At 53.7% G+C, this 18,144-nt stretch carries 16 protein-coding genes; all 16 read left to right on the top strand.

All coding sequences use genetic code 11. From position 1 onward, the window contains the following. Window positions 1–298 precede the first annotated feature (298 nt). The gene (locus ACOZIO_RS07085; protein ID WP_129952335.1) at window positions 299–742 is read left to right on the top strand and encodes an NADH-quinone oxidoreductase subunit A; all 444 of its coding nucleotides are present in this window, start codon (window positions 299–301) and stop codon (window positions 740–742) included. Window positions 743–764: 22 nt separating this feature from the next. After that, on the top strand, window positions 765–1,439 hold the full coding sequence (locus tag ACOZIO_RS07080) for a NuoB/complex I 20 kDa subunit family protein (RefSeq protein ID WP_129952336.1): 675 nt from the start codon (window positions 765–767) through the stop codon (window positions 1,437–1,439). A gap of 83 nt (window positions 1,440–1,522) precedes the next feature. After that, the gene (nuoC, locus tag ACOZIO_RS07075) at window positions 1,523–3,322 is read left to right on the top strand and encodes an NADH-quinone oxidoreductase subunit C/D (protein ID WP_129991767.1); all 1,800 of its coding nucleotides are present in this window, start codon (window positions 1,523–1,525) and stop codon (window positions 3,320–3,322) included. Window positions 3,323–3,324: 2 nt separating this feature from the next. Further along, entirely contained in the window at window positions 3,325–3,861 is a 537-nt protein-coding gene (gene nuoE, locus ACOZIO_RS07070) for an NADH-quinone oxidoreductase subunit NuoE (protein ID WP_231576087.1), read from the top strand. Beyond that, entirely contained in the window at window positions 3,858–5,219 is a 1,362-nt protein-coding gene (gene nuoF / locus ACOZIO_RS07065; protein WP_129952338.1) for an NADH-quinone oxidoreductase subunit NuoF, read from the top strand. The genes nuoE and nuoF overlap by 4 nt, the downstream gene beginning before the upstream one ends. 140 nt (window positions 5,220–5,359) lie before the next feature. Then, complete coding sequence (nuoG, locus tag ACOZIO_RS07060; RefSeq protein WP_217139030.1) at window positions 5,360–8,086, top strand: NADH-quinone oxidoreductase subunit NuoG; 2,727 nt, start codon at window positions 5,360–5,362, stop codon at window positions 8,084–8,086. Then, window positions 8,083–9,060: an NADH-quinone oxidoreductase subunit NuoH gene (nuoH, locus tag ACOZIO_RS07055; protein ID WP_129952340.1), complete on the top strand. Its 978-nt coding sequence runs from the start codon at window positions 8,083–8,085 to the stop codon at window positions 9,058–9,060. The genes nuoG and nuoH overlap by 4 nt, the downstream gene beginning before the upstream one ends. A gap of 14 nt (window positions 9,061–9,074) precedes the next feature. After that, entirely contained in the window at window positions 9,075–9,617 is a 543-nt protein-coding gene (nuoI, locus tag ACOZIO_RS07050) for an NADH-quinone oxidoreductase subunit NuoI (RefSeq protein WP_013574596.1), read from the top strand. Between the two features lie 12 nt (window positions 9,618–9,629). Then, the gene (nuoJ, locus tag ACOZIO_RS07045; protein ID WP_129952341.1) at window positions 9,630–10,190 is read left to right on the top strand and encodes an NADH-quinone oxidoreductase subunit J; all 561 of its coding nucleotides are present in this window, start codon (window positions 9,630–9,632) and stop codon (window positions 10,188–10,190) included. After that, window positions 10,187–10,489: an NADH-quinone oxidoreductase subunit NuoK gene (gene nuoK / locus ACOZIO_RS07040; protein WP_004936014.1), complete on the top strand. Its 303-nt coding sequence runs from the start codon at window positions 10,187–10,189 to the stop codon at window positions 10,487–10,489. Before nuoJ ends, nuoK begins: the two co-directional genes overlap by 4 nt. Further along, window positions 10,486–12,333, top strand: coding sequence for an NADH-quinone oxidoreductase subunit L (gene nuoL / locus ACOZIO_RS07035; RefSeq protein ID WP_129991769.1), 1,848 nt, complete (start codon window positions 10,486–10,488; stop codon window positions 12,331–12,333). Before nuoK ends, nuoL begins: the two co-directional genes overlap by 4 nt. A 97-nt stretch (window positions 12,334–12,430) precedes the next feature. Beyond that, entirely contained in the window at window positions 12,431–13,960 is a 1,530-nt protein-coding gene (gene nuoM, locus ACOZIO_RS07030; RefSeq protein ID WP_129952343.1) for an NADH-quinone oxidoreductase subunit M, read from the top strand. Between the two features lie 6 nt (window positions 13,961–13,966). Then, complete coding sequence (nuoN, locus tag ACOZIO_RS07025) at window positions 13,967–15,427, top strand: NADH-quinone oxidoreductase subunit NuoN (RefSeq protein ID WP_015696468.1); 1,461 nt, start codon at window positions 13,967–13,969, stop codon at window positions 15,425–15,427. Window positions 15,428–15,620: 193 nt separating this feature from the next. Next, complete coding sequence (locus tag ACOZIO_RS07020; protein WP_129952344.1) at window positions 15,621–16,136, top strand: DUF1097 domain-containing protein; 516 nt, start codon at window positions 15,621–15,623, stop codon at window positions 16,134–16,136. 112 nt (window positions 16,137–16,248) lie between these two features. Beyond that, window positions 16,249–16,557 (top strand): stress response protein ElaB, encoded by a 309-nt coding sequence (elaB, locus tag ACOZIO_RS07015; protein WP_129952345.1) that lies wholly within the window; start codon window positions 16,249–16,251, stop codon window positions 16,555–16,557. A 230-nt stretch (window positions 16,558–16,787) separates the two neighbouring features. Further along, entirely contained in the window at window positions 16,788–18,125 is a 1,338-nt protein-coding gene (menF, locus tag ACOZIO_RS07010; protein WP_421595125.1) for an isochorismate synthase MenF, read from the top strand. Window positions 18,126–18,144 lie beyond the last annotated feature (19 nt).

Raw genomic sequence — 18,144 nt, 5'->3', positions numbered from 1 at the left:
CATCACTCCCGACACAGGCCCATGCTTTATCTCAGTATTTAACTGACACGATTTAGCTTAAGTTCCGGCGCATGATATGTTAATTAAATGATAAGCATGTAAACTAATGTGGAGATACTTTTGTCAAAGTTGACAAAAGGTTATAGAAAGGGGTAAAAAGCCCACAACAAATCACTGGCTTAATCCCTTGTTGAGCCGTGAACTGTGTGGTTTTTAATCCTTCCCTTGAATCGATGTGGTGCGCAAGCTGCCGACCTTACAGAGCAGATGCCAAAGTGCCACTTTTGATGAGTAAGCAATGAGTATGTCAACAGCCACTGAAGTCATCGCTCAACACTGGGCGTTCGCCGTTTTTCTTATCGTCGCAATGGGCATGTGCTGCCTGATGTTACTGGGCGCCGCGTTTCTTGGCGGGAGAGCCAGAGCGCGCTATAAAAACACGCCTTTTGAGTCAGGTATCGCCTCTGTCGGTACTGCCCGGCTGCGCCTTTCCGCCAAGTTTTATCTGGTCGCCATGTTCTTCGTCATTTTCGATGTTGAAGCCTTGTATCTCTATGCATGGTCAACGTCTATTCGCGAAAGCGGCTGGACCGGATTCGTTGAAGCCACCATTTTCATTTTGGTACTGCTGGCTGGTTTGTTCTATCTGGTGCGAATTGGCGCACTCGACTGGACACCAACACGTTCGAAAGGACCTGTTAAACCAAGCCCGGCGATTAATACCAACAGTCACCCTCAGTAAGCAGTCATAGCGAGGCATTAAGATGGACTATACGCTCACCCGCATAGACCCGGACGGTGAGAACGACCGTTACCCCCTGCAGTCTCAGGAGGTCGTCGGCGATCCTCTTCAGGAGCAGGTTAAACGCAGCGTCTTCATGGGAAATCTCCAGGAGTCACTGCATGGCATGGTGAACTGGGGTCGCAAAAACTCCCTTTGGCCCTACAACTTCGGTCTTTCCTGCTGTTATGTCGAAATGGTGACGTCATTCACTGCGGTGCATGACGTTGCGCGTTTTGGCGCAGAAGTGCTGCGTGCGTCACCACGCCAGGCTGACTTTATGGTGATAGCAGGAACCTGCTTCACCAAAATGGCTCCGGTTATTCAGCGTTTATACGATCAGATGCTGGAACCCAAATGGGTTATTTCGATGGGCGCCTGTGCGAACTCCGGCGGCATGTACGATATTTACTCTGTGGTGCAGGGCGTGGATAAGTTCCTGCCGGTCGATGTGTACATCCCGGGATGTCCGCCACGTCCGGAAGCCTACATGCAGGCTCTGCTGCTGTTGCAGGAGTCCATTGGTAAAGAACGTCGCCCGTTGTCATGGGTTGTTGGCGATCAGGGTGTTTACCGCGCGAATATGCAGTCTGAAAAAGAGCGTAAACGTGCTGAGCGTATTGCTGTGACAAATCTGCGTTCGCCGGACGAGATTTAACACTGCGGTCTGAGAGTCAACCCTGAGGGGGTATAAATATCCCCCTTACGGCATAAATGACCATTTAGTGTGGTGAAAAAAATATGACAGATTTGACGACGCAAGATTCTGCCCTGCCAGCATGGCATACCCGTGATCATCTCGATGACCCGGTTATCGGCGAATTGCGTAACCGTTTTGGGCCAGAGGCCTTTACTGTTCAGGCGACCCGTACCGGCATTCCGGTAGTCTGGTTCAAGCGTGAACAGTTACTGGAAGCGATTACCTTTTTACGAAAACAGCCAAAACCTTATGTCATGCTTTTTGATTTGCATGGCTTTGATGAGCGTTTACGTACACACCGCGACGGTTTACCGGCCGCGGATTTTTCCGTTTTCTACCATCTGCTCTCGGTTGAGCGTAACCGCGACATCATGATCAAGGTGGCATTATCAGAAAACGATCTTCATGTTCCGACCATCACCAAAGTGTTCCCGAATGCTAACTGGTATGAGCGTGAAACATGGGAAATGTTCGGTATTACCTTCGATGGCCACCCGCATCTGACGCGCATTATGATGCCGCAGACCTGGGAAGGGCATCCGCTGCGTAAAGATTATCCGGCGCGTGCCACTGAGTTCGATCCCTACGAACTGACCAGGCAGAAAGAAGAACTTGAGATGGAATCGCTGACCTTCAAGCCTGAAGACTGGGGCATGAAGCGCGGTACCAACAACGAAGACTTTATGTTCCTCAACCTCGGCCCTAACCACCCGTCTGCGCACGGCGCATTTCGCATCATCCTGCAGCTTGATGGTGAAGAAATTGTCGATTGCGTGCCTGACGTCGGTTACCACCACCGTGGTGCTGAGAAAATGGGTGAACGGCAGTCCTGGCACAGCTACATTCCTTACACTGACCGTATCGAATATCTCGGCGGTTGCGTAAATGAAATGCCTTACGTGCTGGCTGTTGAAAAACTCGCCGGTATCGTGACGCCGGACCGCGTGAACACTATACGTGTCATGTTATCTGAGCTGTTTCGCATCAACAGCCATTTGTTGTACATCTCTACGTTTATCCAGGACGTGGGCGCGATGACCCCGGTGTTCTTCGCCTTTACCGATCGTCAGAAAATTTACGATCTGGTGGAAGCGATTACCGGTTTCCGTATGCACCCGGCCTGGTTCCGTATTGGTGGCGTTGCGCATGATCTGCCGAAAGGGTGGGATCGTCTGCTGCGTGAATTCCTTGACTGGATGCCAGCCCGTCTGGATTCCTATGTTAAAGCGGCGCTGAAAAACACCATTCTGATTGGCCGTTCCAAAGGCGTGGCTGCGTATAACGCAGATGATGCCCTGGCCTGGGGCACCACCGGCGCTGGCCTGCGCGCAACGGGTATTCCGTTTGACGTGCGTAAATGGCGTCCGTATTCCGGCTACGAAAACTTTGACTTTGAAGTGCCGACCGGTGATGGCGTCAGCGACTGCTATTCCCGTGTGATGCTGAAAGTAGAAGAACTTCGTCAGAGCCTGCGCATTCTGGAACAGTGTTACAAAAATATGCCGGAAGGTCCGTTCAAAGCAGATCACCCGCTGACCACGCCACCACCGAAAGAGCGCACGCTGCAACACATTGAGACCCTGATCACTCACTTCCTGCAAGTGTCGTGGGGGCCGGTTATGCCTGCGCAAGAATCTTTCCAGATGGTTGAAGCCACCAAAGGGATCAACAGCTATTACCTGACCAGTGACGGCAGCACCATGAGCTACCGCACCCGTGTCCGTACGCCAAGCTTCCCGCATTTGCAACAGATCCCGTCCGTAATCCGTGGCAGCCTGGTATCCGACCTGATCGTGTATCTGGGCAGTATCGATTTTGTAATGTCAGATGTGGACCGCTAACGATGACAGATATCAATAAAGACTCAGAAGTTCAGTACATCAATATCAGCGAGCCTGTTGCGCCGCCGGTATTTGTGCTGAGTGACGCTGAACGCGAAGCGATTGAGCACGAAAAACATCACTACGAAGATGCCCGCGCGGCCTCTATCGAAGCGTTGAAAATCGTGCAAAAAGCGCGTGGCTGGGTGCCTGATGGCGCTATCTACGCAATCTCCGATGTTCTGGGTATTCCTGCCAGTGATGTTGAAGGTGTGGCGACATTCTACAGCCAGATCTTCCGTCAGCCGGTCGGACGCCATGTGATCCGCTACTGTGACAGCGTGGTGTGCCACATCACCGGTTATCAGGGGATCCAGGCCGCACTGGAACAACAGTTGCATATTAAGCCGGGCGAAACGACCGAAGACGGACGCTTTACTCTGCTGCCGACCTGCTGTCTTGGTAACTGTGACAAAGGTCCGTCAATGATGATTGATGAGGACACGCACAGCCATCTGACGCCGGAAGCGATCGGCTCGCTACTGGAGCGTTACGCATGACATATATTCCCCGACACATTGAACGTACACCCGAGATGCATCCGCTGACCTGGCGTATGCGTGATGATAAGCAGCCCGTCTGGATCGACGAGTACCGCAGCAAAAACGGTTATGTGGGTGCGGAAAAAGCCCTCAAAGGCATGGCGCAGGAAGAAATCGTTAATCTGGTAAAAGACGCTGGCCTGAAAGGGCGTGGCGGCGCAGGTTTCTCCACCGGTCTGAAGTGGAGTCTGATGCCGAAAGACGAAAGCATGAACATCCGCTATCTGCTGTGTAACGCCGATGAGATGGAACCCGGTACTTATAAAGACCGCATGCTGATGGAACAAATGCCACACCTGCTGGTGGAAGGCATGCTGATTTCGGCCTTCGCGCTGAAATCTTATCGTGGCTACATCTTCCTGCGTGGCGAATACATTGAAGCCGCTGTGAACCTGCGCCGTGCAATCGAAGAAGCCAAAGCCGCTGGCCTGCTGGGTAAAAATATCCTGGGTACCGGTTTTGACTTTGAACTGATTGTGCATACCGGTGCCGGTCGTTATATCTGCGGTGAAGAAACGGCGCTCATCAACTCACTGGAAGGCCGCCGTGCCAACCCGCGTTCCAAGCCGCCATTCCCGGCCTCTGCCGGTGTATGGGGTAAACCGACTTGTGTCAACAACGTCGAAACGTTGTGCAACGTACCTGCAATCCTTGAGCACGGGGTGGACTGGTACAAAGGTATTTCGGCGGGCAAAAGTGAAGATGCCGGCACCAAGCTGATGGGCTTCTCCGGCCGGGTGAAAAATCCGGGCGTCTGGGAGCTACCGTTTGGGACCACCGCACGTGAAATCCTTGAAGAGTACGCCGGTGGCATGCGTGACGGCCTGAAATTTAAAGCCTGGCAGCCGGGCGGGGCAGGGACCGACTTCCTGACCGCTGATCATCTGGATCTGCCGATGGACTTTGCCAGCATTGGTAAAGCTGGCAGCCGTCTGGGGACTGCGCTGGCCATGGCCGTTGATAATGAAATCGGCATGGTCCCGCTGGTGCGTAACCTGGAAGAGTTTTTCGCCCGCGAATCTTGTGGCTGGTGTACGCCATGCCGTGATGGTCTGCCGTGGAGTGTGAAAATTCTTCGTGCGCTGGAGCGCGGTGAAGGCCAGCCGGGAGATATCGAAACTCTCCAACAGCTTTGCCGCCAGCTTGGCCCGGGCAAAACCTTCTGCGCACACGCGCCGGGTGCCGTGGAGCCATTGCAGAGTGCGATTAAATATTTCCGGGAAGAGTTTGAGGCGGGTATCGCCAAACAGCATTTCAACAACGCACGCGCGATTGGCGGAATTCAGCCAAACAATCTGCTGAAAGAACGCTGGTAGTGAAGGCAACAGGCAGCGGACGTGAGCCCGCTGTGCGCGAATTCCCGGAACAAGGGACGCGCTGTCGAATGATATACGCCAACCCGGCAAGAATTTTTGATTAACGCCCACTAAGTGGGCCACGTGGAAGCATGCTGACTATGGCTACGATTCATGTAGACGGCAAAGAATACGATGTAGACGGAGCGGACAACCTGTTACAGGCTTGCCTCTCTCTCGGCCTCGATATTCCTTATTTTTGCTGGCATCCGGCGCTGGGAAGCGTCGGCGCTTGTCGCCAATGTGCGGTTAAGCAATACCAAAATGCGGAAGACACGCGCGGTCGTCTGGTGATGTCATGTATGACACCCGCGTCTGATGGCACCTTCATTTCCATCGATGACGGCGAAGCGAAAGAATTTCGTGAAAGCGTTGTGGAATGGCTGATGACCAACCATCCGCACGACTGTCCGGTGTGTGAGGAAGGCGGTAACTGTCACCTGCAGGATATGACGGTGATGACCGGCCACAGTATGCGCCGTTACCGCTTTACCAAACGAACCCATAACAACCAGGATCTCGGCCCGTTCATTTCTCATGAAATGAACCGCTGTATCGCCTGTTACCGTTGTGTCCGTTACTACAAGGATTACGCGGACGGCACCGATCTGGGCGTTTATGGCGCACACGACAACGTCTATTTCGGCCGCCCGGAAGATGGACCGCTGGAAAGTGAGTTCTCCGGTAACCTGGTTGAAGTCTGTCCGACCGGTGTTTTCACCGATAAAACGCATTCCGAACGCTACAACCGTAAATGGGACATGCAGTTTGCGCCAAGCATCTGTCAGCAATGTTCTGTTGGCTGTAACACCAGCCCGGGTGAACGTTACGGCGAACTGCGTCGTATCGAAAACCGTTATAACGGTACCGTAAACCATTACTTCCTGTGCGATCGTGGTCGTTTCGGGTATGGCTACGTGAACCTCAAAGATCGACCGAAGAAGCCATTGCAACTGCGGGGCAACGACTGGATCGAACTTAACGCTGAACAGGCGATGCAGGGCGCGGCAGACATTATCCGTCAGGCGAAGAAAACGATCGGTATCGGCTCGCCACGTGCCAGCCTTGAAAGCAACTTTGCCCTGCGTGAGCTGGTCGGCGCTGAAAATTTCTATACGGGTATCAACGCGGCAGAGCAGGGGCGTTTGCAACTGATGCTGAACATTCTGCGCAACAGCGGTGTGCGTACACCGGCGCTGCGTGAAATTGAAGATTACGATGCCGTTCTGGTGCTGGGCGAAGATTTAACCCAGACCGGTGCGCGTATCGCACTGTCTGTTCGTCAGGCTGTAAAAGGTAAAGCCCGCGCGATGGCAGCGGCTCAGCGTGTTGCCGACTGGCAAATCGCGGCTGTACAGAATATCGGTCAGCATGCCAAACATCCGTTGTTTATCACCAATGTGGATAACACGAAGCTCGACGATATCGCCGCTTACAATTACCGCGCCCCGGTTGATGAGCAGGCGCGTTTCGGCTTTGCTATCGCCCATGCGCTGGATAATTCTGCGCCAGCAGTCAGCGACCTTGCTGATGGTCTGAACAAGAAAATCGACGTGATTGTGCAGGCGCTGACCGGTGCACGCAAGCCGCTGATCATCACCGGTACAAGCGCCGGTTCAGATGCCATCATTGAAGCGGCTGCTAACATCGCGAAAGCGCTGAAAGGTGCAGGCAGCGATGTCGGTATTACCTTTGTGGCTTCCGCAGCTAACAGCATCGGTCTTTCGATGATTGGTGGCGGCTCGCTGGACGAAGCACTCGCGTTGCTGACCCGGGGTGAAGCTGACAGCGCCATCGTGATGGAAAATGACCTTTACCGTCAGGCGCCTGAAGCGGAAGTGAATGCGGCATTAGCTAACGTGCAGAACCTGCTGGTCGTTGACCATCAGCGCACGCGCATCATGGATCAAGCCAGCCTGATCCTGCCTGCGGCAAGCTTTGCGGAAAGCGACGGTACTTTGGTGAATCAGGAAGGCCGTGCTCAGCGCTTCTTCCAGGTTTACGATCCTGCCTACTACGACACTACCATCACCATGCTGGAAAGCTGGCGCTGGATGCATTCGCTGCATTCCACCATCAACAGCCGCCATGTTGACTGGACGCAACTGGATCACGTCATTCAGGCGTGTGTTGCTGCGTTGCCACAACTGACAGGCATTGTTGAAGCTGCGCCTGATGCCACTTTCCGTATTCGTGGTCAGAAACTGGCACGTTCTCCTATCCGTTCGAGTGGTCGTACTGCGGCACGTGCAAATATCAGCGTGCACGAGCCGCGTCAGCCGCAAGATAAAGACACTATGTTTGCCTTCTCTATGGAAGGGAACAACAGTCCGACAGCCCACCGCAATCAGATACCCTTTGCCTGGGCACCGGGCTGGAACTCCCCGCAAGCCTGGAACAAATTCCAGAGTGAAGTCGGTGGCAGCCTGCGCTTCGGCGATCCGGGTGTACGTCTGATTGAAGCTGGCGAAGCCCGTCTTGAATACTTCACCGCCATTCCGGCTGCGTTTACCGCACAGAGCGATAGCTGGCGCGTTGCGCCTTATTATCACCTGTTCGGCAGTGAGGAAATGACACAGCGTTCAACGGTGATCCAGCAGCGTATGCCACAGGCGTATGTGATGGTTAACCCGGCAGATGCTGCACAGTTAGGCGTGAACGCAGGTTCACAGGTGGAGTTCACCTGTGCCGGTCAGACACTGAAATTGCCGGTTCGTCTGAGTGAAACATTGAACCAGGGCCAGGTCGGCCTGCCGCTGGGCTTACCGGGTATTCCGCCGGTGCTGGTTGGCGCAACGGTTGAAAATCTGCGGGAGGCAGCACAATGAGCTGGTTTACACCTGTCGTGATTGATTCGTTGATCGCCATTCTGAAAGCTGTCGTGATCCTGCTGGTCGTGGTGATTTGCGGGGCCTTCATGAGCTTCGGCGAACGCCGTTTGCTGGGGCTGTTCCAGAACCGTTACGGACCAAACCGTGTCGGCTGGGGCGGTTCCCTGCAGCTTGTGGCTGACATGATCAAGATGTTCTTCAAGGAAGACTGGGTTCCTAACTTCACCGACAAAGCCATCTTTACGCTGGCACCGATGATTGCGTTTACGTCCCTGTTGATCTCCTTTGCGATCGTTCCGGTCAGTCCGACCTGGTTCGCCGCCGATCTGAACATCGGTATTTTGTTCTTCCTGATGATGGCCGGTCTGACCGTCTATGCGGTGTTGTTCGCTGGCTGGTCCAGTAACAACAAATACTCGCTGCTGGGTGCAATGCGTGCCTCTGCCCAGACGCTGAGCTATGAAGTCTTCCTCGGTTTATCACTGATGGGCGTCGTGGCGCAGGCGGGTTCTTTCAATCTGCAAGACATCGTCAATTCGCAGGCGCATGTGTGGAACATCATTCCGCAGTTCTTTGGCTTCGTGACCTTTGCGATTGCCGGCGTTGCTGTTTGCCACCGTCACCCGTTTGACCAGCCGGAAGCCGAGCAGGAACTGGCCGATGGTTACCACATTGAATATTCCGGTATGAAATTCGGCCTGTTCTTCGTGGGGGAATACATCGGTATCGTGACGGTCTCGGCGTTGATCGTCACTTTGTTCTTCGGTGGCTGGCAGGGCCCGTTCCTGCCGCCGTTTATCTGGTTTGCGCTGAAAACTGCTTTCTTCATGGTGATGTTCATTTTGATCCGTGCTGCTTTGCCGCGTCCCCGCTACGACCAGGTGATGTCATTTGGCTGGAAAGTTTGCCTGCCACTGACGTTGCTTAATCTGCTGGCGACCGCTGCGGTCATCTTGTACAACGCGCAATAAGGGGTGATGAAACCATGACATTGAAAGACATAGTGGTCGGGTTCGGTACCCAGGTTCGCAGCTTGTGGATGATAGGCATGCATGCCTTCGCCAAGCGCGAAACCCAGATGTATCCTGAAGTTCCGGTTAACCCGCCTCCACGTTATCGTGGCCGTATCGTGCTGACGCGCGACCCGGACGGTGAAGAGCGCTGCGTTGCCTGTAACCTGTGTGCCGTAGCGTGTCCGGTAGGTTGTATTTCTCTGCAAAAAGCAGAAATGAAAGATGGCCGCTGGTATCCGGAATTCTTCCGCATCAACTTCTCACGTTGCATTTTCTGCGGACTGTGTGAAGAAGCTTGCCCGACAACAGCCATTCAGCTGACGCCGGACTTCGAGCTGGGTGAATTCAAACGCCAGGACCTGGTATACGAAAAAGAAGATCTGTTGATTTCGGGGCCGGGTAAATATCCGGAATATAATTTCTACCGGATGGCCGGTATGGCGATTGACGGCAAGTCGAAAGGCGAAGCTGAAAACGAAGCCAAACCGATCAACGTCAAAGGTCTGATGCCTTAAGGAGCCGCAAGCATGGAATTTGCATTTTATATTGCAGCCCTGGTGGCCGTGTTGGCGACATTGCGTGTGATCACGCATACCAACCCGGTTCATGCACTGCTGTACCTGATCGTCTCTCTGCTGGCGATTGCTGCGGTTTTCTTCTCGCTCGGTGCGTATTTCGCCGGTGCCCTGGAGATCATCGTGTACGCCGGTGCCATTATGGTGCTGTTCGTCTTTGTGGTGATGATGCTCAACCTGGGTAACGTGCAGGAGCAGGAACGTGCATGGCTTAAACCTGCCACCTGGATCGGACCTTCAATTCTGTCGGTCATCCTGCTGGTGGTGATGATCATGTCAATCCTCGGGTTGCATGCTCACGGTATCAAAGGCGACATGATTGATGCGAAAGCCGTCGGTATCGCGCTGTTTGGACCTTACGTTCTGGCGGTTGAACTGGCATCAATGTTGCTGCTGGCCGGTCTGGTCGTGGCATTCCATATCGGACGTGAACACAAACCAGGTGAAGTCTTTGGTGACGCACCGGTAACGACCGAAATGGCAACAAAAAGAAAAACGGAGGAGAGAGCATGATCCCTCTACAACATGGTCTTATTTTGGCCGCCATCCTCTTTGTGTTGGGGCTGACCGGGCTGCTGGTTCGTCGTAACCTGCTGTTTATGTTGATCAGCCTTGAAGTGATGATCAACGCAGCGGCGCTGGCGTTCATCGTGGCAGGAAGCTACTGGGGTCAGGCGGACGGGCAGGTGATGTACATTCTGGCTATCAGCCTGGCTGCGGCGGAGGCCAGTATTGGTCTGGCGTTGCTGCTGCAACTGTATCGCCGTCGCCACACTCTCAATATTGATACTGTCAGTGAGATGCGCGGATGAACTTACTCTATTTAACAATTCTGTTCCCGCTGATTGGCTTCCTGTTACTGGCCTTTTCACGCGGTCGCTGGTCTGAAAATACCTCCGCTACCGTAGGTGTCGGGTCGATTGGTCTGGCAGCGCTGACCACCCTTTATGTGGGTATCAATTTCCTCAGCCAGAAAGCGGCGGGGGTTGAAGTCTTTAACCAGAATCTGTGGAACTGGATGCAGGTCGGGGATTTCAATATTCCTGTCACGCTGACGCTCGATGGTTTGTCGATGACCATGCTGTCCGTGGTCACCGGCGTCGGTTTCTTCATCCACATGTTTGCTTCCTGGTACATGCGCGGTGAAGAAGGCTATTCACGCTTCTTTGCTTACACCAACCTGTTTATCGCCAGCATGGTCGTTCTGGTACTGGCCGATAACCTGTTGCTGATGTACCTCGGCTGGGAAGGCGTGGGCCTGTGCAGTTACCTGTTGATCGGCTTCTATTACACCCATCCGGCAAACGGTGCGGCCGCAATGAAAGCATTCATTGTGACCCGTGTCGGTGACGTGTTCCTGGCTTTCGCATTGTTTATTCTGTACCGCGAACTGGGTACCCTGAACTTCCGTGAACTGATGATCCTGGCACCACAGAAACTGGCCGTTGGCGATACGGCTATCACCTGGGCGACCCTGATGTTACTGGGTGGCGCAGTGGGTAAATCCGCACAGCTTCCGCTCCAGACCTGGCTGGCAGATGCTATGGCTGGCCCGACGCCGGTTTCTGCGCTGATCCACGCCGCAACCATGGTGACCGCCGGTGTTTACCTGATTGCACGTACGCACGGCCTGTTCCTGATGGCACCGGAAATTCTGCATCTGGTGGGCATTATCGGCGCGGTAACACTGGTACTGGCAGGCTTTGCTGCGCTGGTGCAGACCGACATCAAACGTGTTCTCGCGTACTCTACCATGAGCCAGATTGGTTACATGTTCCTGGCGCTGGGCGTTCAGGCGTGGGATGCCGCCATCTTCCACCTGATGACGCACGCGTTCTTCAAAGCACTGCTGTTCCTTTCTTCCGGTTCGGTCATTCTGGCCTGCCACCACGAACAGAACATCTTCAAAATGGGTGGATTACGTAAGTCCATTCCGCTGGTGTATATCTGCTTCCTGGTCGGCGGTGCTGCACTGTCCGCCTTGCCAATCATCACTGCGGGCTTCTTCAGTAAAGATGAAATCCTCGCGGGTGCGCTGGCTAACGGCCACCTGAATCTGATGGTTGCGGGTCTGGTCGGGGCGTTTATGACCTCGCTGTACACCTTCCGCATGATCTTCATCGTCTTCCATGGCGAAGAAAAAATCAAAGCACATGCGGGTAAAGGCATCACTCACCACCTGCCGCTGCTGGTGTTACTGGTTCTGTCCACCTTCATTGGCGCGATGATTGTTCCGCCACTGAAAGGCGTACTGCCGGATACCACTGAACTGGCGCACGGCAGTGTGCTGACGCTGGAAATCACATCAGGCGTGATTGCAATTGTTGGGATTCTGCTGGCGGCGGCCCTGTATCTGGGTAAACGCTCGCTGGTCAACAGCATTGCGAAAAGCGCACCGGGCCGTTTCTTCACGACCTGGTGGTTCCATGCCTGGGGCTTCGACTGGCTGTACGACATGATTTTCGTGAAACCTTATCTGCTGGTCGCGAAACTCCTGCAACGTGATCCGCTGAACTCAATGATGAATCTGCCTGCGCTGTTTGCCCGTCTGGGTAACCGTGGTCTGACTCTCAGCGAAAACGGCCAGGTGCGTTGGTACGTTGCGTCAATGGGGCTCGGTGCAGTTGTCGTTCTGGCGCTGCTGCTGGTGATTTAAGCCTGCATTCCAGGTGTAGTTATCAATGCCGGTCTGTTCCCGTAACGGGCCGGCAAGTGAAATAGCCTTCGGGCATAAAAGAAGGGAACGACACGCCATGCTATTACCTTGGCTAATATTTATCCCCTTTATCGGCGGGCTGCTGTGCTGGCAGACTGAGCGCTTTGGGAGCAAAGTACCGCGCTGGATCGCGTTGATTGCGATGGGGCTGACGCTGGCTCTTTCCGTGCAATTGTGGTTGCAGGGAGGATATTCATTAACGACGCCTGCGGGGATTCCGCAGTGGCAATCCGAGTTTTCGTTGCCATGGATCCCACGTTTTGGCATCAGTTTCCATCTGGCACTGGACGGTTTGTCCCTGCTGATGGTGGTACTGACCGGTTTGCTGGGTGTGCTGGCGATCCTCTGTTCGTGGCGTGAAATCCAGAAATATCAGGGTTTCTTCCACCTGAATTTATTGTGGATCCTCGGCGGCGTTATCGGCGTGTTCCTCGCCATCGACATGTTCCTGTTCTTCTTCTTCTGGGAAATGATGCTGGTGCCGATGTACTTCCTGATTGCTTTGTGGGGCCACAAAGCGTCAGACGGTAAAACACGTATCAGCGCAGCAACCAAATTCTTCATCTATACACAGTCCAGCGGACTGGTGATGTTGATTGCGATCCTCGGCCTGGTGTTCGTGCATTACAACGCCACTGGTGTATGGACATTCAACTACGCTGACCTGCTGAAAACGCCGATGTCGCACGGTGTTGAATATCTGCTGATGCTCGGTTTCTTTATCGCGTTTGCGGTGAAAATGCCGGTTGTGCCATTGCACGGCTGGTTGCCGGATGCACACAGTCAGGCACCGACAGCCGGTTCCGTTGACTTAGCCGGTATCTTGCTGAAAACCGCGGCCTACGGGATGTTACGTTTCTGTCTGCCGCTGTTCCCGGAAGCCTCGCACCAGTTCGCACCGATTGCTATGTGGTTGGGTGTGATTGGTATCTTCTACGGTGCGTGGATGGCGTTCTGCCAGACCGATATTAAACGTCTGATCGCATACACCTCCGTTTCGCACATGGGCTTCGTACTGATTGCTATCTACACCGGCAGCCACCTGGCATACCAGGGCGCAGTCATTCAGATGATTGCACACGGTCTGTCCGCCGCCGGGATGTTCATCATTTGTGGTCAGCTCTACGAACGTCTGCATACCCGTGATATGCGCCAGATGGGAGGATTGTGGGGGCGTATTAAATACCTGCCAGCGTTGTCTCTGTTCTTCGCTGTCGCCACGTTAGGGATGCCGGGTACAGGTAACTTCGTTGGTGAATTCCAGATCCTGTTTGGCAGCTTCCCGGTTGTGCCGGTGATCACTGTCATCTCAACCTTTGGTCTGGTATTCGCTTCGGTTTACTCACTGGTGATGATGCAGCGCGCTTACTATGGCAAAGCAAAATCTGACGAACCGCTGCAGGGTATGACCTCACGCGAACTGTCGATCATCCTGTTGCTGGTGGTATTGCTGGTGGTGCTGGGCATCTTCCCGCAGCCAATTCTGGATACTTCGAGTGCTGCGATGAGTAACATCCAGCACGGGTTCGGGTCTTCAGTTTCCACTATTTCAACGACAAGGCCGTAACTCGCCATGACATTTACACTTCAAAATCTGATCGCACTATTACCGCTGATGATCGTCGGATTGACGGTGGTGGTGGTGATGCTGTCCATTGCGTGGCGACGCGACCATTTTCTCAATGCCACACTGACAGTCATCGGGCTGAACGTTGCCTTACTTTCCCTTTACTACGTCGGGCAGGTCGGTCCGCAGGATGTCACACCGCTGCTGCGCGTTGACGGCTACTCGATGTTCTACATCGGTCTGGTCTTGCTGGCGAGTCTGGCCACCAGTACGTTTGCTTACCCCTGGCTGGCCGGTTATCCGGACAACCGCGAAGAGTTCTATCTGTTAGTTCTCATTGCGGCCATGGGCGGCATTCTGCTGGCATGTTCTAACCATCTGGCGTCAATGTTCCTCGGGATCGAACTGATTTCCCTGCCATTGTTCGGCCTGATTGGTTACGCCTACCGCCAGAAACGCTCGCTGGAAGCGGCTATCAAATACATGCTGCTGTCGGCTGCTGCGTCTTCTTTCCTGCTGTTTGGTATGGCGCTGCTGTACGCACAGTCCGGTGATTTGTCCTTCGCGTCTTTGGGCAAAAATCTGGGCGATGGCGTAATGCTGCATCAGCCTTTGCTGATGGCCGGTCTCGGAATGATGATTGTGGGGCTGGGCTTCAAACTGTCGCTGGTTCCGTTCCACCTGTGGACGCCAGACGTGTATCAGGGCGCACCTGCACCGGTCTCGACTTTCCTGGCAACCGCCAGCAAGATCGCTATCTTTGCGGTGGTCATGCGTTTGTTCCTGTATGCGCCTGTGGCTGACAGTGAATCAATCCGCATCGTGCTGAGCATCATTGCCTTCTGTTCGATTCTGGTCGGTAACCTGATGGCTATCAGCCAGAGCAACATTAAACGTCTGCTCGGTTATTCCTCCATCGCTCACCTTGGTTATCTGCTGGTGGCACTGATTGCGGTACAAACGCACCAGTTGTCGATGGAAACCGTTGGTGTGTATCTGGCCGGTTATCTGTTCAGCAGCCTCGGCGCTTTCGGTGTGGTCAGTCTGATGTCCAGCCCGTACAAAGGCCCGGACGCAGAATCACTGTTCTCTTACCGTGGCCTGTTCTGGCATAAGCCAATCCTGTCTGCGGTGATGACCGTGATGATGTTGTCACTGGCCGGTATTCCGATGACGCTGGGCTTTATCGGTAAGTTCTACGTGATTGCGACCGGTGTGACCGCCCATCTGTGGTGGCTGACCGGTGCTGTAGTGGTGGGTTCTGCGATTGGTCTTTATTACTATCTGCGCGTCACCGTGAGCCTGTACCTGAGTGCACCGGAAACGCTGGTACGTGATACCCCGAACAACTGGGCACTGACCGCAGGCGGTGTCGTGGTGCTGATTTCTGCGATTTTAGTGCTGTTGCTGGGTATCTTCCCGCAACCGCTGATTTCGCTGGTACAGATGGCCCAACCGCTGCTCTGAGAGCATCTGCAAAACCTGACAAAGCCGCTCACATGAGCGGCTTTTTTAATCGTATTGATTGATTTATGTGATGTGAATCACATTTATATGTACGTTCAGATAATTATTACATTGGTTTTGTGATCTCTCCCATTTCATTATTCCTGCCAATGCGTACACTGCGCGCTTGTTCAGATTCGTACAGGTTCACACCATGAATGTTTTAGTGATGATCGCCATCACCACCGGCATCCTCTCTGGTATCTGGGGTTGGGTGGCGATAAGCCTTGGCCTGATAAGCTGGGCGGGTTTCCTGGGATGCACAGCGTATTTCGCATGCCCGCAGGGCGGATTACGCGGGTTGCTGATCAGCACCCTGACCTGTCTCAGCGGTGTATTTTGGGCGGTCGTGATTATTGCAGGCAGCGCCATGCGTCCCGAATGGAACATTCTGGGTTACCTGCTGACTGGCGTAGTGGCATTCCTGATGTGTATTCAGGCTCGGCAGCAATGGCTGGCCTTTGTGCCGGGCACCTTTATCGGTGCCTGCGCGACCTTCGCCGCGCAAGGTGACTGGCGTCAGGTGGTGGTGTCTTTGCTGGTGGGGTTAGTGTTCGGTTACGCGATGAAAAACAGTGGATTGTGGCTGGCCAAACAGCGTGAAAAGCAGCAAAACGAGGCCGTGAAAAGAACCGTTTTTACTGAAACTAAAGGGTCGGAAGGTTCTTAAAACCTCGATTTTTCGGCAGTTTAGGGCGGATCCTTCAGGCAATTACTCCCGATATGCGCTAGGGTTAAAGGCAGTCTATGCTTTTACACGAACCCATCATAAGGAGATAACCATGGCTGAACAATTTGAGACACAGCAGAATTCGTTGGATGACGATTTACGCATGTTGACTGAAACGCTGGAGGAAGTACTCAAATCCTCGGGTGACAAAGCGGATGAGAAATACATTCAGGTCAAAGCACGTGCAGAAAATGCACTGAAAGATATTAAATCACGTATTGACCCGGCGGCACGTTCTTACTGCAAGAAAGCCCGTCAGGTTGCAGAAAGAACTGATGATTATGTGCATGAAAATCCATGGCATGGCGTCGGCGTCGGTGCTGCCGTAGGTCTGGTTGTCGGCCTGCTTCTGCGTCGTTAATCTCACTGAACAGGGGCAGCGTCTGCTGCTCCTGTTTCTGCCCGGTGACTTACACCTTTCTCCCTTCTTCTACTCCTTCTTAGCTAACGGCACTCACTTCAGCTTGATCTGTCGCATATTTTCATTTTTCGTATCGCCGCATAATTCTTCCGTTATTGATCCAACCCGTTTTTTGATCCAGAGGGGTATTTCTGCCCGTCACTAAACATCCGGTATGGTCCGAGGTAGCGGTGAAACAAATCTCAGCAATCATTGAACAGCTTGATACGAGGCTGGCAGGCAAATGGCCTGCTGCTGCGGGGATCCGGCAATTCAGTTATTCCCTGCAAAAACAGCCTGACACTGGCCTGCTCGAATGGCTGGCTGCGCAGCCTTGTTACCCGAAATTTTACTGGCAACAACGTGACGGAAATGAAGAAGCTGCCGTTTGTGGCGATGCTTATTCTTTTGGGCATATTGCGCAAGCGCAGGCGTTTATTCGCCAGTTTCCTGAGGTTCCCGATTTGCATATCTGGGGGCTGAATGCGTTTAACGGTACGGCGGATGATGCATCCGCTGCCAACGCACTGTTTCTTCCCCGCATCGAACTTTGCCGTCAGGGCAATACCTGGTGGCTGCGTTGTACCCTTTTCAGTCCGTATTCTTTACAGGATGAGGCACGCCGCACACGCTTGTTCCTGCGTTCACTGGTGGCCAGTCGCACCTTACCACCGCTTACCTCCCACGTATTACAGCATCAGCATTTACCGGCCGAGTCGCAGTGGAAGGCGCTGGTTGAACGTGCGCTTTCAGGTATTGAACAGCATCAGTTCGATAAAGTCGTGCTGGCACGCAAAACAACCTTAACGCTCAGTCAGCCACTGAATGCCTGTGCATTTCTTGCTGCCAGCCGCAGCGTTAATCATCACTGCTATCATTTTATGCTGGCGTTCACCGCACAACAGGCGTTTCTGGGTTCCAGCCCGGAACGTTTATTTCTGCGTGATAACACCGAACTCTATACCGAAGCGCTGGCGGGAACCGTGGCCAATCATCCCGATGATCAGCAAGCGCAGGCACTGGGTGACTGGCTGCTCAGCGATGGCAAAAATCAGCGTGAAAATTTACTGGTCGTTGACGACATCTGTCAGCGTTTACAGGGCGGGGCGCATTCGCTGGATGTCACACCGGCAGAGGTTTTACGTCTGCGCAAAGTGCAGCATTTACGCCGCAATATTCACGGTGAACTGACCGGGCCTGATGATGCCGGTTGTCTGCAACGCCTGCAACCGACCGCAGCCGTGGCCGGATTACCGAGACAGGCTGCACGCAAGTTCATTGCTGAATTTGAACCTTTTGATCGTGAATGGTATGCCGGTTCTGCCGGATATCTCAGTGCTGAACAAAGTGAATTTACCGTCGCGCTGCGTTCTGCCATGGTGAAAGGACATCATCTTGAACTCTATGCCGGTGCGGGGATTGTCGCCGGTTCTGACGCCGCACAGGAATGGCTGGAAATCGAAAACAAAGCCGCGGGTTTGCGCACTTTGCTGGAAGAGCATTACACGCCTGCCGTTCAGGCCGGATAACCCTTTGCCGGAGTGAGTT

Source organism: Rahnella sp. PD4 (genome assembly GCF_049199325.1).
GTDB classification, from domain to species: Bacteria; Pseudomonadota; Gammaproteobacteria; order Enterobacterales; family Enterobacteriaceae; genus Rahnella; species Rahnella perminowiae.
Note: the sequence above shows the minus strand (reverse complement) of the source record. Positions and strands in the feature narration are given on the sequence as shown.

What these genes read in the sequence shown, in the direction of transcription:
- ACOZIO_RS07085 (WP_129952335.1), top strand. Translation starts at nt 299, where the DNA reads ATGAGTATGTCAACAGCCACTGAAGTCATCGCTCAACACTGGGCGTTC.
- ACOZIO_RS07080 (WP_129952336.1), top strand. Translation starts at nt 765, where the DNA reads ATGGACTATACGCTCACCCGCATAGACCCGGACGGTGAGAACGACCGT.
- nuoC (WP_129991767.1), top strand. Translation starts at nt 1,523, where the DNA reads ATGACAGATTTGACGACGCAAGATTCTGCCCTGCCAGCATGGCATACC.
- nuoE (WP_231576087.1), top strand. Translation starts at nt 3,325, where the DNA reads ATGACAGATATCAATAAAGACTCAGAAGTTCAGTACATCAATATCAGC.
- nuoF (WP_129952338.1), top strand. Translation starts at nt 3,858, where the DNA reads ATGACATATATTCCCCGACACATTGAACGTACACCCGAGATGCATCCG.
- nuoG (WP_217139030.1), top strand. Translation starts at nt 5,360, where the DNA reads ATGGCTACGATTCATGTAGACGGCAAAGAATACGATGTAGACGGAGCG.
- nuoH (WP_129952340.1), top strand. Translation starts at nt 8,083, where the DNA reads ATGAGCTGGTTTACACCTGTCGTGATTGATTCGTTGATCGCCATTCTG.
- nuoI (WP_013574596.1), top strand. Translation starts at nt 9,075, where the DNA reads ATGACATTGAAAGACATAGTGGTCGGGTTCGGTACCCAGGTTCGCAGC.
- nuoJ (WP_129952341.1), top strand. Translation starts at nt 9,630, where the DNA reads ATGGAATTTGCATTTTATATTGCAGCCCTGGTGGCCGTGTTGGCGACA.
- nuoK (WP_004936014.1), top strand. Translation starts at nt 10,187, where the DNA reads ATGATCCCTCTACAACATGGTCTTATTTTGGCCGCCATCCTCTTTGTG.
- nuoL (WP_129991769.1), top strand. Translation starts at nt 10,486, where the DNA reads ATGAACTTACTCTATTTAACAATTCTGTTCCCGCTGATTGGCTTCCTG.
- nuoM (WP_129952343.1), top strand. Translation starts at nt 12,431, where the DNA reads ATGCTATTACCTTGGCTAATATTTATCCCCTTTATCGGCGGGCTGCTG.
- nuoN (WP_015696468.1), top strand. Translation starts at nt 13,967, where the DNA reads ATGACATTTACACTTCAAAATCTGATCGCACTATTACCGCTGATGATC.
- ACOZIO_RS07020 (WP_129952344.1), top strand. Translation starts at nt 15,621, where the DNA reads ATGAATGTTTTAGTGATGATCGCCATCACCACCGGCATCCTCTCTGGT.
- elaB (WP_129952345.1), top strand. Translation starts at nt 16,249, where the DNA reads ATGGCTGAACAATTTGAGACACAGCAGAATTCGTTGGATGACGATTTA.